Annotated in this window: 12 protein-coding genes; 10 read left to right on the top strand and 2 right to left on the bottom strand. The window is 57.2% G+C overall.

The features are described 5' to 3' along the window. Positions 1–136 precede the first annotated feature (136 nt). The 5 genes from GT003_RS21055 (at position 137) to GT003_RS21035 (ending at position 5,966) form a co-directional block, all read left to right on the top strand. Positions 137–535, top strand: coding sequence for an ATP-binding protein (locus GT003_RS21055; protein ID WP_161701501.1), 399 nt, complete (start codon positions 137–139; stop codon positions 533–535). 3 nt (positions 536–538) lie between these two features. Continuing rightward, positions 539–1,912 carry an ATP-binding protein gene (locus tag GT003_RS21050; protein WP_161701757.1) on the top strand — a complete coding sequence of 458 codons (1,374 nt, stop codon included), beginning with the start codon at positions 539–541 and terminating at the stop codon, positions 1,910–1,912. 139 nt (positions 1,913–2,051) lie between these two features. Continuing rightward, positions 2,052–3,614, top strand: a complete 1,563-nt coding sequence (locus tag GT003_RS21045) for a leucyl aminopeptidase (RefSeq protein ID WP_161701500.1) — start codon at positions 2,052–2,054, stop codon at positions 3,612–3,614. A 41-nt stretch (positions 3,615–3,655) separates the two neighbouring features. Continuing rightward, a complete protein-coding gene (locus GT003_RS21040; RefSeq protein ID WP_161701499.1) occupies positions 3,656–4,981 on the top strand; it encodes an MFS transporter in 1,326 nt (441 codons plus the stop codon). Positions 4,982–5,204: 223 nt separating this feature from the next. After that, the gene (locus tag GT003_RS21035; RefSeq protein WP_338045972.1) at positions 5,205–5,966 is read left to right on the top strand and encodes a sugar phosphate isomerase/epimerase family protein; all 762 of its coding nucleotides are present in this window, start codon (positions 5,205–5,207) and stop codon (positions 5,964–5,966) included. 111 nt (positions 5,967–6,077) lie between these two features. Here the strand turns inward: GT003_RS21035 and GT003_RS21030 are convergent, their stop codons facing one another. Beyond that, a complete protein-coding gene (locus GT003_RS21030; RefSeq protein WP_161701498.1) occupies positions 6,078–6,887 on the bottom strand; it encodes a phytanoyl-CoA dioxygenase family protein in 810 nt (269 codons plus the stop codon). A gap of 211 nt (positions 6,888–7,098) precedes the next feature. Between GT003_RS21030 and GT003_RS21025 the strand changes: the two genes are divergently transcribed. The 5 genes from GT003_RS21025 (at position 7,099) to gntK (ending at position 14,507) form a co-directional block, all read left to right on the top strand. Continuing rightward, positions 7,099–7,692, top strand: coding sequence for a sulfite oxidase-like oxidoreductase (locus GT003_RS21025; protein ID WP_420831458.1), 594 nt, complete (start codon positions 7,099–7,101; stop codon positions 7,690–7,692). A 222-nt stretch (positions 7,693–7,914) separates the two neighbouring features. Further along, positions 7,915–10,275, top strand: coding sequence for a beta-galactosidase (locus GT003_RS21020; protein WP_161701497.1), 2,361 nt, complete (start codon positions 7,915–7,917; stop codon positions 10,273–10,275). A 34-nt stretch (positions 10,276–10,309) separates the two neighbouring features. Continuing rightward, complete coding sequence (locus GT003_RS21015; RefSeq protein ID WP_161701496.1) at positions 10,310–11,935, top strand: glycoside hydrolase family 140 protein; 1,626 nt, start codon at positions 10,310–10,312, stop codon at positions 11,933–11,935. A 193-nt stretch (positions 11,936–12,128) separates the two neighbouring features. Beyond that, positions 12,129–12,839: a DNA alkylation repair protein gene (locus tag GT003_RS21010; RefSeq protein WP_161701494.1), complete on the top strand. Its 711-nt coding sequence runs from the start codon at positions 12,129–12,131 to the stop codon at positions 12,837–12,839. A 117-nt stretch (positions 12,840–12,956) separates the two neighbouring features. Further along, entirely contained in the window at positions 12,957–14,507 is a 1,551-nt protein-coding gene (gene gntK / locus GT003_RS21005; protein ID WP_161701492.1) for a gluconokinase, read from the top strand. Here the strand turns inward: gntK and GT003_RS21000 are convergent. After that, positions 14,501–15,061 (bottom strand): hypothetical protein, encoded by a 561-nt coding sequence (locus GT003_RS21000; RefSeq protein ID WP_161701490.1) that lies wholly within the window; start codon positions 15,059–15,061, stop codon positions 14,501–14,503. The genes gntK and GT003_RS21000 overlap by 7 nt on opposite strands. Positions 15,062–15,751 lie beyond the last annotated feature (690 nt).

The following is a 15,751-nucleotide window of genomic DNA, read 5'->3' as shown; positions in this document are numbered from 1 at the left end:
AAAACCGAGTTCGATCGATGATTTTCGACAGGATCTCCTGTTGACAATAATTAGGATAAATAACTATGATTACTGTAAGCGATCTCAACTCGGAATTTGCTTGAACATTTTTTAAGGGTGGAGGCGAGCTTACAACGTGGAAATGTTTCATATTTGGGAAACGTCGGACGCAATCATGGCACGTCAAAGAGGAAGGGAAATCGCCAAAGCGATTGGATTCAGCCTTGTTGATCAGACCATCATCGCATATACCATATCAGAGCTTGCCCAGAAGCTAGTTTCAATCTCGGCGAAAGGGCATATGATGATCCGTCCAGTAAGTCTCTGCAAAGGAGATCCAGCTAGTGGGATAGAAGTCAGATTATTCGATCATTTCACGGGGCCAAGTCGAATTCATTTGCAATGGATGAAGGAATTGACGGACTCCCTGGAGCTCAGTCACGACCAATCGCGCGGAACCATGATTACGTTCCAAAAATGGGTTCACGCTCCATTGCGCGTCGATTCACCGATTTACGCGGCAGGAGAGGAGTAAATGATGCAGGCAATACGTATGCGTTACTTCCCTGCGCTGGCTGAGTACATTCGCAGCGGCAGTGAAGCATCGTTATTTGAAGCAACGGAAATTGGAAAACTGCTGGAAAATATTCATCCGGAAGATATTATCGCCGTCCATGAAGAATCCATGCAGATGCTGGTTGCCAACGTCGATTCGGATGAAGCGCTGCGGCTGTATAGCCGTTCTTTTATTTTTTTGATCGAACTTATGGTGGCGTTTCGCTTCCGCTTGCAGCCGGAACAAACTTCGGAGCAGCGTTTCAGCGAGATGAGAGATATGATGCTTCGTTCGCACCGTTCGTTCCGGATGGTCAAGAACAAATACGAAAACGTGCTGCAGCATATGGACAGCGGCATCGCGATCTTTGACGGAGAGGGCATGCTGTCGTTCATCAACGTTCAAATGGCCAAGCTGCTCGATATTCCCCGGACAACGCTGATCGGCTGTAATTTAATTAATATTTTGTCTCACAGCAGGCTGCGAAAAAGCACGAAACGGGTCATTTTGAGGTTGTATAAGGAAGTCTTCCTCCGGCGCAGCCGGTACATGGAGTTCGTGGATGAAGACGGGCGCACGCTGCTAGTAACGGTTACATACGGGGATCAGCTCGAGGGCGATTATTTGTTCAGCGTGAAGGACGTGACGGAGTATAAGCAAATCGAGCAGTCCGCGTATCAGAACGATAAGCTTGCCATGCTCGGCAAGATCGCGGCTTCGATCGCGCATGAAATCCGCAATCCGCTCACTTCGATCCGCGGGTTTATCCAATTGTTGAACCCCCATCTGACGCAGCTTGGGAAGGAAGAATACTCGCGTATTATTTTAACGGAAATCGACCGCGCGAACGATATTATCTATGAATTTCTGAATTCTTCCAAGCCATCCGCGCCGATGAAGCAGAAAGTGAAGATCAATTCCCTGCTGAAGGAGGTCATCCTCTTGTCGGACAGCGAGGCGTTGATGAAGGGGTGCCAAATTCATTTCGAGACCTACGACGAGGAACTCGCGGTATCCATCGACGTGAAGCAGGTCAAGCAGGTCGTGCTGAACATTATCCGTAATGCGATGGATGCCATCGGCGATCTGAAGGGCGAGCGGGGAGGAAGAATCGATATCATCACAAGGCGCGACGGGCGCGATGCCGAGATTACGATCCGGGATAATGGCAACGGAATGGATCTCGTGACCAAATCCAAGCTGTTCGATCCGTTCTATACGACGAAGGCGGCGGGTACAGGCTTAGGTCTGTCGGTCAGTTATCGCATCGTACGGAACCATGGCGGCAAGATTCGCGTATCCAGCAATACGGGCGAAGGCACGGAGTTCAATATCTATTTGCCATTAGCTGAATAAACGATTAGAATCGGGGTAAGCCTCGGTTCCGACCATAACCAACCGGGGAAACCCGGTTTTTTTATTTGCCGGTGCGGATCGGGAAAAGCGGTCAAATCGCAGGATTTCTAGTTGAAAAGATTGGAGGATGTTCATTCGAATGAGCATTCAATTCACATATGGCGGGCGGATCGACGAGAAGGATGCCCCCGACGTTGTCTTTGCGTTCGTGAGCAAGCCGGAGCTGAACGGCGGGGTCCCGAATTCCGCCGGGACGCCGAAGATCGACCCGTGGATTCATACCGTGCTCGACGATGCGATGCGCCAGCATGCGGCGAAGGAACTGTTCAAGGCCGATCCCAAAGAGACGCTCGTGCTGCCTACGCTCGGTCTGTATCCATCCGCGCATGTCGTCTATGTCGGCCTGCCGCCGCAGGAAAGCTTGACGACGGACGGCTTGCGCGACGCGGCGGCAGCCGCGGCCAAAGCGGCGAAGAGGCTGAAAGCGGTCAAGGTTTTACAGCTGCTTCCGGTCTATTTGGCGTTCGGCACGCCGACCATTGCGGCGAAGCAAGCCGCGCAAGCGCTGACGGAAGGCTATACGCTCGGCGCGTACACGCGCACGACCGCCAAGAAAGTCGACACGCGCAGAAAGTCGCTGATTGCCCAGGTTGAATATGCGCCATCCGTTACGGTGCCGGCGGCCGAGGCGGCCGCGGTCGCCAAAGAATGGGAAGCCGGCATTCGCCGCGGGAGCATCTTTGCCGAAGCGGTGATGTATGCCCGGGACCTGACGAATCTGCCCGGCAGCACGCTCGTGCCCGCGAAGCTCGCCGAAGAAGCGGAGCGCTTGGCGAAGAGTTATGGGTTCGCTTGCGAAATTATCGACGAGACCGCGGCCGCAGCCCAGGGGATGGGCGGGTTGATCGGCGTCGGCAAGGGCAGCATCCATCCGCCGCGCATGATCGTCATCTCGTACGCCGGCAATCCGGACGACGAGGAGAAATGGGGCATTATCGGGAAAGGCATTACGTTCGATACCGGCGGCATCTCGCTCAAGAAGGGTCCCGGCATGGAAGAGATGATCTCGGATATGGGCGGCGCTGCCGCGGTGCTGGGCCTCGTTCGTATCTTCGGCGAAACGAAACCGAAGCGCAATGCGTTATTCGTGATTCCTACGGCGGAGAATATGCCGTCGGACCGCGCGTTCAAGCCAGGGGACGTGCTGACGATGATGAACGGCACGACGGTCGAGATCGTGAACACGGATGCGGAAGGCAGGCTTGTGCTGGCCGACGGGCTGACGACGGCGATTCGCGGCGGCGCAACGAAGCTGATCGATATCGCGACGCTGACGGGAGCCGTCATGGTGCTGCTCGGGGATACGGCAACCGGCTCCGTCACGAACGACGAGACGTTGCAGCAGCAAGTGATCGCTGCCTCCAAGCAGGCGGGCGAGCGAATCTGGCCGCTGCCGCCGTATCCGGAATTCCGCCGGCAGCTGGACAGCGAGGCGGCGGATATGAAGAACGGCGGAAGCCGTTACGGCGCGGCCAGCATAGCCGGCATGTTTATCGGCGCGTTCGCCGAGGAGCGGCCCTGGGTGCATTTGGACATTGCGGGAACGGCGTGGCTCGAACGGGACCGCTCATGGGAGGTAAAGGGCGGAACCGGCGTTATGGTACGGACGCTCGGCGAGCTGTTGGCTGACGATAAGGCCTGATGTACAACTAGGGAAATCATGGGGAGCTGGGAAACAAGGTCATGTCATTTTTGAGCCACGTCACGTCGGTATTCCGCCGAAAAAATCTGTCCGTGCAGCGGAAAGGTCTGCTTACGACCATCACGGAGGGCATTCCCGCCAATATTATCGCGAATCTGCTGGGCGGTCCGATTCTTACGATTTATGTCGTTTATCTGGGCGGGACGGCATCGGACGTCGGGCTGGTCGTCGCCATTCCCGCGCTTGCCAACCTGGTCCAGCTGGTCGCGGCCTTCTATATTCAGCGCTTCACGAACCGGCGCATGCTGCTGTTCGGTTTCGCGCTTACGCATCGGACCTTATGGGTCGCGACGGGGCTGATTCCTTTCCTGGTTACGGAATCGCTTCGCGTGGACGTGTTTATCGGCATGTTCCTGCTCTCCTTTATCTGCGCATCCACCTCCTCGGTGTTCTGGACATCGATCGTCGCAGACTTGGTGCCGGCTCAAATACGGGGCCGTTACTTCGGCATCCGCAATACGATTCACTGGGCCGTCGCGAGCGTGTCGCTGCTGATCGGCGGACAAATATTGGAGCAGGTGGACGAACGCACCGCGTTCATCGTGATTTATGGAATCAGTGCGATCTGCACCGCGTGGAACGGCATCGAGCTGTGGCGATATCCCGACCTGCCGTTCGAACGATCGGCGGCTTCAAGCACAGCGGCCTTGTTCGGCAAGCCGCTCAGGGATTCTTCCTATATGAAGGCGACGGCGTTCATTGCGGCATTCATTTTGCTGCAAAATATCGCTATTCCGCTATTCTCGTACGTCATGCTGGAGACGCTGGACCTTAGCAAAATGTGGATCACGCTGATCACGACGATTCAGATGATCGTGACGATGTTCAGTTACTATTACTGGGGCAATCTGAACGGGAGATACGCGACGCGAACGCTGTTGCTCTGGACGCTGCCGATTATCGCGGCATCCTGCGTGCTCTGGGCGGGGATCGCCATCCTGCCTGTGATCCTAGTGTTGATCATCGTCAATATCGCGCTCGGCGTCGGCCTTGGCGGCTATAATTTATTGATTTTCAATTTCATTATCGGCGATACCCCGAAGTCGGACCGTCCGATGTACGTCGCCGTATTCTCCGCGCTGACCGGCGCAACCGGGTTTATCGGCCCGCTGCTGGGCGGATGGATTTACAGGCGGATCGAAGACGGCGCGTACTGGCTGCAGAGTTACGGCATTTCCTTCTTCATCGGCGTGGGCCTGCTGGCGTTGACCTTTGCGGTAGGACCGTTCGTATTGAAGTCGGGAGGCGATGACGCTCCGGCGGCGGCACCGCCAGGAGCGCGCAAGGGAGTAGAAGCGGATCGTTGATCCCGCCCTTATCCTGTCCATTCACGCATTGCAAGAGGCGACCGCGGCATACCGCAGGTCGCCTCTTTGCGTCATGACAGGGCATCCGGCCCGGTTTCAGGCGGATGGCCTGCCGCGTGCGCCCGTTTCCGCGCTTATCCCCGCCTATCCTCCTATTGGAAGAATGCCCCTTTTGTGTAAAACTAGAGATACATTCTGATAGAAAGCGGTGAATGGATTGAAAGTGGCAGCTCAGCTCTATACGTTACGCGATTATTTGAAGACACCCGAAGATATGGCAGCGACGCTCAAGAGAGTGAAAGAGATCGGATACAACGCGGTTCAAGTATCGGGAATCGGCCCTATCGGCCATCGGGAGCTGAAAGCCTTGACCGACCGCGAGGGTCTGGAGATTTGCGCGACGCATGTCGGGTATGCGGATCTAACGACTCGGATCGACGAGATCATCGAGCAGCATCATAATTGGGAATGCCGTTACGTTGGGATCGGGGGATTGCCTGAATCCTACAGGGGGAGCGCGGAGGGATATGCCGCTTTCGCCAGCGAGGCATCAGAGATTGGCAAGCGCTTGCAAGACGCGGGACTTACGTTTATCTATCATAACCATGACTTTGAATTCGCCAAATTCGCAGGCAGAACGGGCATGGAAATCCTGCTCGAGCAATCCGATCCGGAAGCCTTCCACTTCGAGCTGGACGTGTACTGGGCGCAAGCCGGCGGAGCGGATCCGATCGATTGGATTCGCCGATTCAAGGGGCGGATGGAAGTCGTCCATCTCAAGGACATGGTGGTCACCAGCGCGCGGGAGCAGCGCTATGCCGAGATCGGCGAAGGCAACATGAATTTCGCCGGCATTCTGGCAGCCTGCCGCGAGATCGGCGTGGAATGGGGCGCCGTCGAGCAGGATTCCTGCTATGATCGCAATCCGTTCGACAGCTTGGCGATCAGCCTCGCGCAGCTGAAGAAGCTGGGTTTGGAAGGGTAAGGGGCGAAAGGCACCCGCACGGACAAAGGCGCGGGACCAACGGAAACATCCTGCCGGAGAGGATCCGGCAGGATGTTTCGTTGTCTAGCGATTCTTGCGCGGCAGACGCTATCAAGCTTCGACGCTGCCGGGAATAATGACAGGTGCAGGTTCTTCGAACGCTTTCGGGTCGTCCGTCCAGGGCAGCATGCCAAGCAGCATTTGACGGAGCCGGGTATCCGCTTTGGCTTTGAGCGTCTCGGACGGCTCATAGCCGGGCCATGTCCGAAGGAATGAAGGCGCGTAGTTATAAATCAGCGAACGGCGCGTCTCGTCGGTAAAATTATTGAGCGCGGAATGGTAGGTATAGCCATTGAAGATGACGGCGGTACCGGCTTTGACGGACATGCGGACATGTGCGGGCATATCCTCCTGCTTTTGCACCTTCGGCAGCTGCTCGTTCGTCATATGCACGCTGCCGGGCAGGAAGGCGAGGCAGCCGCCGTCATGCCGCACATCGGACAGGAAATAGAATACCTTTGCCATAAACGGCACTTTCTTCTCGTTCATGAACAGCATGGTACTCGTGTCCCGATGCCAATTCGTATGAGCTTCCTTTTGCGGAGGCTTGATGAGACCGTCATTGTCGATCATGACGAAGGAGTCGCCGATCGCGTCGCGCAGTATATTCATCATTCGGGCATTCTCCATCAATTCCAGCAGCGCATCGTCGTATTCGATGACATTGCAAACCTGCTGCACGTTCTGCAGTTGGCCGGAGGACGGATTGAACCCTCCCTTTGTCGCCCATATCTGGAAAGCGCTGTCAAGACGTTCGTTATAAAAGTCTACCTGAGCGGCGTCCAGGAACCCTTCCACAACCAAATATCCGTCGCGCTCCCAAGAAAGCTTCTGCTCTATCGTCATGCCGTGCAGGGCCATTTCTCTTTCCTCCTCCACGAATCGCTCTTCTATCTCTCATTATAAATGCCGCATTGCTTGAAAAGAAACAGCTTTATTGCGATTCCATCACCAAAAATTTATCATGACGCGTGATTAATTAGCCCGTTGCGGCACTAATACGATTGCGGGCTTTTGACCCGTAATTGGGGTAAACTAACCGTATGGGCTGGAAGAACATTCAAAATGGAGCGTGATTGCTGTGAGCAGCAGTATCCCTAACGAAACCAGAGTCCCGCCGGGACAGCGATTGACGAATGGCTTTCCCGTGCTTCACCATGGCGAGGTGCCGTATTACAATGACATGAGCAAATGGAATCTGAAGGTGTTCGGCTTGGTAGCGGAGGAGAAGGTGCTCAGCTATAAAGAAGTGATGCAGCTGCCGAGGCGGACGTTCAACAACGATATTCATTGCGTCACGACCTGGAGCAAGCTCGATAACGAATGGGAAGGCATCGCCGTTCAAGAGGTGCTGCAGGGCATCGAGATCAAGCCCGAAGCAAAATACGTCATGCTGCACGCGGAGCATGGTTGGACGACGAATTTGCCGATCGCGGATTTCATGCGGGAGACGTCGTTCTTCGGCCTTAAGCATAATGGCGCCTTGCTGACGCCGGAGCACGGGTATCCGCTTCGCATGGTCGTGCCCCATCTGTATTTCTGGAAGAGTGCCAAGTGGCTGCGCGGCATCGAGTTCATGGCCAGCGACAAGCCGGGTTTCTGGGAGCGGAACGGGTACAGCATGTACGGCGATCCCTGGAAAGAGGAACGGTACGACTTCGACTGAGAGACGCCTCTCGACGGGCGACCAAGAAGCGAGCACGGACTGCGAAAATGCAGCGAGGTGCTCGTTTTTTTGCGCGCGGCGCACGGGATAGAAGACGATCCGTTAAGGGGAGGATTATTTTTTGTAAGCGATTGCGTGGAGAGGCAGGAGATTGTCGCGTTATGCAGAAACCTAATAGCTAACGCCAATAAAAACGTTTTTATAAGGGGGTCGCAGCGAGAGATGCCGTCCATCGACGAAGATTTCATTCCGTTCGGATTCCAGTATTATCGTTCGCCAACGCCGGTTCGCGCGGACTGGGACAAGGACCTGGCGCAGCAAGCGGCGCTCGGCTTCAACACCGTGAAGCTGTGGATCCAGTGGCGCGCGAGCCATCCGGAGCCGGACCGCTTCGAATTCGGCGACGTGGACGAATTAATGGATCTGTCCGCCAAGCACGGCTTGAAGGTCATTTTGAACGTGATTTTCGATACCGCCCCCGCATGGGTATATATGCGGTATCCCGATTCGAAGATGACCACGGCGAGCGGGCAGGTTCTTGAACCGACGGCGATATCCTGCAGGCAGATCGGCGGAGCGCCGGGGCCTTGCTTCCATCATGAGCAAGCGGGCGCTTGGAAGGATGCGTTTCTGGCGGCTGCCGTGAACCGATACAAGGATCATCCGGCGTTGTACGTATGGGACCTATGGAACGAGCCCGAGCTGACGGTTTCCATCAAGCGCGAGCTGTCGTTCGGGAATCAGGTCTGTTACTGCGGTCATTCCGTGGAGGCCTTTCACGAGTGGCTGCGAAACAAATACGGCAGTCTTGCCGCGCTCAACGCCAAGTGGCAGCGCACTTACGTCCATTGGGAAGAGATAGAAGCCCCCCGGCAGCAGGCGATCGTCAACGATCTCGTCGACTGGCGCATGTTCATGGCGGACACGGTGACAGGCGAGCTGAAGCGGCGGATTGCCGTCGTAAAGCAGTACGATGCGTATCATTCCGTCATGTGCCATACCGTGCCTGCGCCGATCTTCAATCTGATCACGGCGGGCTCCGACGATTTTCAGCTGGCGGAGCCATGCGATCTGTTCGGCAACAGCCTGGGGTCTTCGGCATGGGCGGCGGATTTGCTGATATCGGCAGCGAAAGGCAAGAAGCTGATCAACTCCGAAATCCATGCGATGCCAGGCACGACGGCGCTGAAGCCGCGCAAGCTGGATTGGCGTACCCTCAAAGAGCATATCTTGATCCCATTGGCCCGCGGCATCAGCGGCTATGTGTTCTGGCAATATCGTGCGGAGGTGCTCGGCTATGAGGCGCCTGCATGGGGTCATACCTATTTGAACGGAGACCCGACGCCCTGGCTCTTGCAAACGGCGGAATTGAACCGGATCGTACAGGCCAACCAGGATCTTATCCTGCGGCATGACGCGCGCAGCGACGGCGTTGCCATTCTATACAGCGCGGAGACGCAGATTGCGAACTTCGCCGCGTTCGGCCATTTGGACACCTATTTCGAATCGCTTCAGGGTGCGCACCAGCTGCTTCATGACCTGAATTATAAAGCCGAATTCGTGCACGAGCGAGATCTGGCGGCCGAGCTGCCACGCTATCGCTGCCTGTGGATGCCGTTCCCGATCTACTTGAACGAGGCGGACAGTCGGCTGCTGCGGCAGTGGATCGCGGGCGGAGGAACGCTCATCTCCGAGTGTTCCTTCGGCATGATTCGGGCGGAGAACGGCTTTCACAGCTATCAAATACCGGGCTTCGGGTTCGACGCGGTGTTCGGCGTGCGCGAGGAGTGGATCCATGCTGCCGCCCATCTGGATCACAGCTATCACGAGCGGACGATCGACGGGCGCGGCGACGATATTCGGGTTGCTTATGAAGAAGAGAATGCCCTGTACGACTCCGACGGAACAGCGAAAACGCGTTATGCCAAAGGGGCGTATTACCAATCGGAAATTCGCGTGTCGCCCGATACGGAAATCCTCGCAAGCTTTGGCGGCGCGGGAGCTGCTAGCTTAAATGCTGCTAGCTTAAGTGCTGCAGGCGCCGGTGCTGATCCGAACGCGGCTGCCAATGCCGCCGTTACGCTGAATCGTTACGGCAGCGGCAGCGCCGCGTGGATCGGCACGCTGATGGGGGCTGCGTATTGGCACAGCCGGGATGAAGAAACGCGGGATCTGGCGGAACGGCTGCTGCATCGGGCCGGCTGCGCGCCTGGCCTCGCTGCGGATGGATACGGGTTCCGCGTCGATATTCTGGAGCGGGACATGCAGCGAAGCGAGCTTTCCGGTGCTGGAGCAGAAGGAAACGCAGACCAGGGCGGAAACGCGGACCTGGGCGGAATAGCTGACGAAGGCAGTAAAGCCGGCGAAGGCGGCCGCACGACCGAAGCGCTGCTCTTCGTGCAAAATCTGCTGGGCGAGCCCGCCGTCCGCAGCATCTCCATCAGCGGAAGGACGCCGGTCCGCTGCGAACCATGGTTCCAAGACGGCGAAGCGAGCGTGGAGGGCAAGTCGATCCGCATTGCTTTGGCGGCAAACGATATTCAGGTCTATCGCTGTACCTTGTTATCTGCGACATCATCTTAGCCAATCCATTTCGAATCCGGAAGGAACGATACCCATGACAACCGTACAAAGCAAACAGAATCAGATGGTCGAGCTGACATTCGATGCCAGCATCGACTACGAAGATCCGTTCAACCATGTCAAATTCGAGGCCTTCGTCTCGACGCCCTCGGGTCAAACGCTCAAGGTCCCAGGCTTCTGGGCCGGCGGCGAACAGTGGAAGATCCGTTACGCCTCCTCGCAGATCGGCGAGCATCGCGTCATTACCAAATGCTCCAACCACGTCGACGAAGGCTTGGACGCTCGGTCCGCCGTGATCTCCATCGAGGCGTACGAAGGCGACAACCCGCTGTTCAAGCATGGCGCGGTACACGCATCCGCGAACCGCTCGCATCTGGAGCACGAAGACGGGACGCCGTTCTTCTGGCTGGCCGATACGTGGTGGATGTCGCTGACCGACCGGCTGCAGTGGCCCGACGACTTCAAGTGGCTGACCCAGGATCGGGTGGACAAAGGTTATACCGCCATCCAAGTCGTAGCCGGACTCTATCCGGACATGGGGCCGTTCGACGAACGGGGCACAAACGAAGGCGGTCAGTCATGGGAGCCCGGCTTCCAACGGCTTAACCCGGCCTTCTTCGAAGCGGCGGACCGCAAAATCGATTGGATGGTGCAGTCCGGACTGATGCCATGCATCGTCGGCAGCTGGGGCTATTACTTGGATTTTCTTGGAAAAGACAAGCTTCGCCAGCATTGGGAATACCTCGTGGCGCGCTATGGCGCATATCCCGTGATGTGGTGCGCGGCCGGCGAAGCGAATATGCCTTACTACCAGTCGGATTCCTTCAAGGATGCTGCGTTGAAAGAGACTTATATGCTGCGGCATAAAGTCGAATGGACGGAGATGGGCGAGTTTATCAAGGGCATCGATCCGTTCCGCCGCGCCCTGACGATCCATCCGACGGAATACGGCCATGACATGGTCGAGGATGCTTCGATGCTGGACCTCGACATGCTCCAAACCGGGCATTCCGGCTTGCTGACCGTCGAAGCGACGACGAAGCGGATCCAATCCTCCGTCGCGCGCGAGCCGAAGACGCCGGTTATCAATTCCGAGGTCTGCTACGAGGGCATCGGCGGGACGAGCTTTCAGGATACGCAGCGCATGCTTTTCTGGAACTGCGTGCTGAACGGCGCGTGCGGCCATACGTACGGCGCGAACGGCATTTGGCAGGTGAACGACGAAGAGCGGCCGTACGGCGCATCGCCGACGGGTATCGCTTGGGGGCACAGCTTCTGGAAGGATGCGGCCAAGCTGCCGGGCTCCGGACAGCTCGGCATCGGCAAACGGCTGCTTGAACGTTACGATTGGTGGGCGTTCAGGGCGCATCCGGAGTGGCTGAATCCGGTGCCGGACAATGCCGACGTCTATGCGCGGCCGTATGCGGCAGGCATTCCCGGCGAGGTCAGGGTAATCTACGCTTCGATTCATATGGTGTTCCCGGGGCTGACGGTGCGCGGCATCGAGCCGGACGTGCGCTATCGGGCGTTCCTGTTCGATCCGGCTACGGGGGAAGAGACCGACAGAGGGATCGTCGAACCGGATGCGGAGGGCACGTGGTACACCGGCCCGCTGCCGGTCTTCCACGACTGGGTGCTGGTGCTGGAACGGGCGAAGTAATCCGAAGCTCCTCCCTTTCGTAGTGAGATTGCGGACCAAACATGCTATAGTAATTAAATAACTTATACGAAGATGAACGCGTGACTGGATCGGCAAGCCAAGCAGGACGGGAGGGGAAGCAATTCCCCTGCCGGCGGCTTCCCGCTCCTATCATTCGTTCTTTCTTTCTGTCTATGAGGCGGTGGGCGTTAGGATGACCTACGAAGAAGTCATGGGGCAGTTCGAAGGCTTAGGCTCCGAGCAGACGAAGAAGACGTTCCTGAATCACGGGGCGCAGGAACCGCTCTTCGGCGTCAAGATCGGCGACTTGAAGAAGCTGGCCAAGTCCGTGAAGAAGGATCAGGCGCTTGCGGCTGCCCTATATGAATCGGGCGTGAGCGACGCCATGTATTTGGCCGGCCTGACGCTCGACCCCGAGCTGCTGACCAAGGTGCAGCTTCGGCAGTGGGTGCTGCGCGCGAATTGGTACCTGCTGGCGGAGACAACGATGGCGGGACTTGCCGCGGAAAGCCGTCACGGACGGGAGCTTGCGCTTGAATGGATGGCGTCCCCGCACGAGCTGGTCGCAGCCTGCGGCTGGAGCACCTATGCGAACCTGGTCTCCATCTTGCCGGATGACCGGCTGCAGGTCGGGGAACTGCAGGACTTGCTGCGCGCCGTAGAGGAGCAGATTCATCGGGAAGCCAGGGATCGGGTACGTTACACGATGAACGGGTTCGTGATTTCGGTCGGCGCCTACGTAGAGGCGTTGTACGAAGAAGCGTCGGCCGCTGCGGCCGCGATCGGCAAGGTTCGCGTTCAAGTCGGCAATACCGCTTGCAAGGTGCCGGTCGCCAAGGATTATTTGGCCAAAATGGACGCCATGGGCAAACGAGGGCAGAAACGCAAGACTTGCATTTGTTAAGTTCTTGCGTGGATAAATCGGTCCAGGTTGGACCGCATTCGAATTCATTCTTAAAAAATCGTTCAGCAATTATTCACGGCAGCAAGGCAGACAGACGGAAAGAAGGTACGGGAACCAATGGAGCAACGGCTGGATAATTATATGATCGGCATTGATATCGGAACGACCAGCACGAAAGCGGTGCTGTTTCGCGAGAATGGGGAAGTCGCGGCTTCGGCGCATGCGGAGTATCCGCTCTACACGCCGACGCCGGACGTGGCGGAGCAGGATCCGGAGCAGATATTCGCGGCGGTGATCCAGGTCGTCAAGCAGGTGATGGCGATGGCGCGGATCGAAGCGGGAGCCGTGCTGCTGGCATCCTTCAGTTCGGCCATGCACAGCGTAATTCCGATCGATGCGGCAGGCAAGCCGCTCATGAACTGCTTGACCTGGGCGGACAATCGCAGCGCGAGCTGGTCCGACCGGCTGAAGAACGAGATGAACGGCCATGCGGTCTACCGGCGGACAGGCACGCCGATTCACCCGATGTCGCCGATCACGAAGCTGTTATGGCTGCGCCACGATGTGCCCGACGTATTCGGCGCGGCTTACAAATTCGTATCCATCAAGGAGTATGTGTTCGGCAAGCTGTTCGGCTTGTACGTGATCGATCATTCCATCGCTTCCGCCACGGGCATGTTTAATTTGGAGCGGCTGGATTGGGACGCCGAGGCGCTGCAAATCGCCGGCGTTGCGCCGGACCGACTGTCGACGCTCGTGCCGACGACGCATGTGATGCGGGGCATGCGGCCGGAATACGCGGAAGCGATGGGACTGCTGCCGGAGACGCCGTTCGTCGTGGGCGCAAGCGACGGCGTGCTGTCCAATCTCGGCGTCAACGCGACCGAGCCGGGCGTCGTCGCCGTGACGATCGGCACGAGCGGCGCGGTTCGCACGGTCGTGGACAAGCCGGTCACCGACCCCAAGGGCCGATATTTCTGCTATGCATTGACGGCAGACCGCTGGGTCATCGGCGGCGCCGTCAACAACGGCGGCGTCATCTTCCGCTGGCTCCGGGACGAGCTCGGCGGTTCGGAGACCGAGACCGCGAAGCTGCTCGGCATGGACGCGTACGATCTGCTGACGCAAATCATGGAGCGGGTCCGTCCGGGCTCCGACGGGCTGCTCTTCCATCCGTACTTGACGGGGGAGCGGGCGCCGCTGTGGAATGCCGACGCCCGCGGTTCATTCATCGGGCTGACGCTGCACCATGGCAAGGAGCATATGATGCGGGCCGTGCTGGAAGGCATCAATTATAATCTGTACGCGGTGCTGAAGGCGCTCGAGGAGACGACGGGCAAGCCGAAGCGGATCCACGCGACGGGCGGCTTCGCCCGTTCGGAGCTGTGGCGCCAAATGATGGCCGATATCTTCGATCAGGAGGTCGTCATTCCGGCAAGCTTCGAGAGCTCCTGCCTGGGCGCCGTCGTTCTTGGTCTTGTCGCGATCGGACGCGCGGATTCGTTCGACATCGTCGATCGGATGGTAGGGGCCACGCACGCGCATCAGCCTAATAAAGAAGCAGCAGCCCTGTATCAGAGGCTGCTGCCGATTTACTTGCGGATTACGGACAAGCTGGAGGACGAGTACGCGAGCATCGCCGAGTTCCAGCGCAGTCTCTTTCAATGACCGAGGCCGCCGTCAAAATCGTGATTGATGGCGATGATGCCGATGACCTGCGGGGTATCCGCGCTGCCCGCGAACCACATCTCGCCGTTGCCGACCATGACGCCTTGGTAATTCACGAATAGATTGTCGGACGATTGCCGCGCGATGGCGTCCTTGATCGGCTGCGTGATGATCGCGTCGTAGCGCTTGACGAAATCGCCTCTTGTCTGAATCTTTTCGCTGCCGGACGGTCCGTTTACGCGGAGCGGATACAAGATACGATTGGCGACTTCCGCTTTGTCGCCTTGGGCGATCGCGGTTTTTACCGTGTCGAATACATCGATGAATGCCTGCGGATTCTCGATGCCGGCCACTTCGAACGGATTTTTGCCTGCGCTCATTTCCGTGGAGATCAGCGCGCTCGGCCTCGCGGGTTCGGACGCGGCGTTGTCCGCGTTCCGGTTCGATGCGCTGCAGCCGGCGCAAAGGGTCACGGCCATCGCTATGAGAACGGCTGACAACAGCCGCGTGCGTATTGGTGTCAGGGCGATCCGCCCGGTTCGTCTCTCTTTCATTTCATGCACCCTCCCTTTCATTCTAGCCTTTCACGTTATGGACGTAGCGATACGGCGTAATGTTTCGAAAGGGGCGCAATGAAAATTGTGGATGCGTCAGCATTCATCGCATACGCAAACACGCCGTTCGGAAGAACGGCGTGTTTGCTTGTCGAGAAAATCGAAATCGAGAAACGCGATCGGGCTGCGCAGGTTGCCGATTCCAACCCATATCGTCTTGCTCGGGAATCAATCGAATTTTGCAGCTAACGATTGCAGGAAGCGCTAATCGGTTCGAAATGGCCTTTTTATATCGCTAACGATTGTCAGGAGGCTTATTAGGCGATTTTGCCCAGCTGATCAGCTCCTATGCGACAAATAACGTTCACCGCAACCGTTAGCGTTTATATAGCTGTATTTTCGGAGGAATAGCAACGCTGACAAGCGTTAGGCATCAGCCCGGAAACTATGTTGAACGCGCGACAGGTTCCACCGCGTGCTGAACTCCCTTACTCTGAACTTATTTATGCTGAACTCCCTTATGACGACTCCCTTACCATGCAGCGGCTTCTCTACAGCAAACACACCGTTCGAAAGAACGGTGTGTTTGCTGTAGAGAGCGCTATTCGAGCTGCTATTCGAGCGGCAATTAAGCGCTATTTAAGCTCGTATTCAAGCGGTATTCGAGCGGCGATCAAGCCCGTATTCAAG

The sequence above is a fragment of the Paenibacillus sacheonensis genome (assembly GCF_009909195.1).
Classification (GTDB): Bacteria; Bacillota; Bacilli; order Paenibacillales; family Paenibacillaceae; genus Paenibacillus_Z; species Paenibacillus_Z sacheonensis.
The sequence above is the reverse complement of the archived record's forward strand: the minus strand, read 5'-3'. Positions and strand labels throughout refer to the sequence as shown.

Bases quoted from the DNA above. Each gene is read 5' to 3' on its own strand.
- GT003_RS21020 (WP_161701497.1), top strand. From the start codon at position 7,915: ATGCCGTCCATCGACGAAGATTTCATTCCGTTCGGATTCCAGTATTAT.
- GT003_RS21015 (WP_161701496.1), top strand. From the start codon at position 10,310: ATGACAACCGTACAAAGCAAACAGAATCAGATGGTCGAGCTGACATTC.
- GT003_RS21050 (WP_161701757.1), top strand. From the start codon at position 539: ATGCAGGCAATACGTATGCGTTACTTCCCTGCGCTGGCTGAGTACATT.
- GT003_RS21010 (WP_161701494.1), top strand. From the start codon at position 12,129: ATGACCTACGAAGAAGTCATGGGGCAGTTCGAAGGCTTAGGCTCCGAG.
- gntK (WP_161701492.1), top strand. From the start codon at position 12,957: ATGGAGCAACGGCTGGATAATTATATGATCGGCATTGATATCGGAACG.
- GT003_RS21045 (WP_161701500.1), top strand. From the start codon at position 2,052: ATGAGCATTCAATTCACATATGGCGGGCGGATCGACGAGAAGGATGCC.
- GT003_RS21040 (WP_161701499.1), top strand. From the start codon at position 3,656: ATGTCATTTTTGAGCCACGTCACGTCGGTATTCCGCCGAAAAAATCTG.
- GT003_RS21030 (WP_161701498.1), bottom strand. From the start codon at position 6,887: ATGGCCCTGCACGGCATGACGATAGAGCAGAAGCTTTCTTGGGAGCGC.
- GT003_RS21000 (WP_161701490.1), bottom strand. From the start codon at position 15,061: ATGAAAGAGAGACGAACCGGGCGGATCGCCCTGACACCAATACGCACG.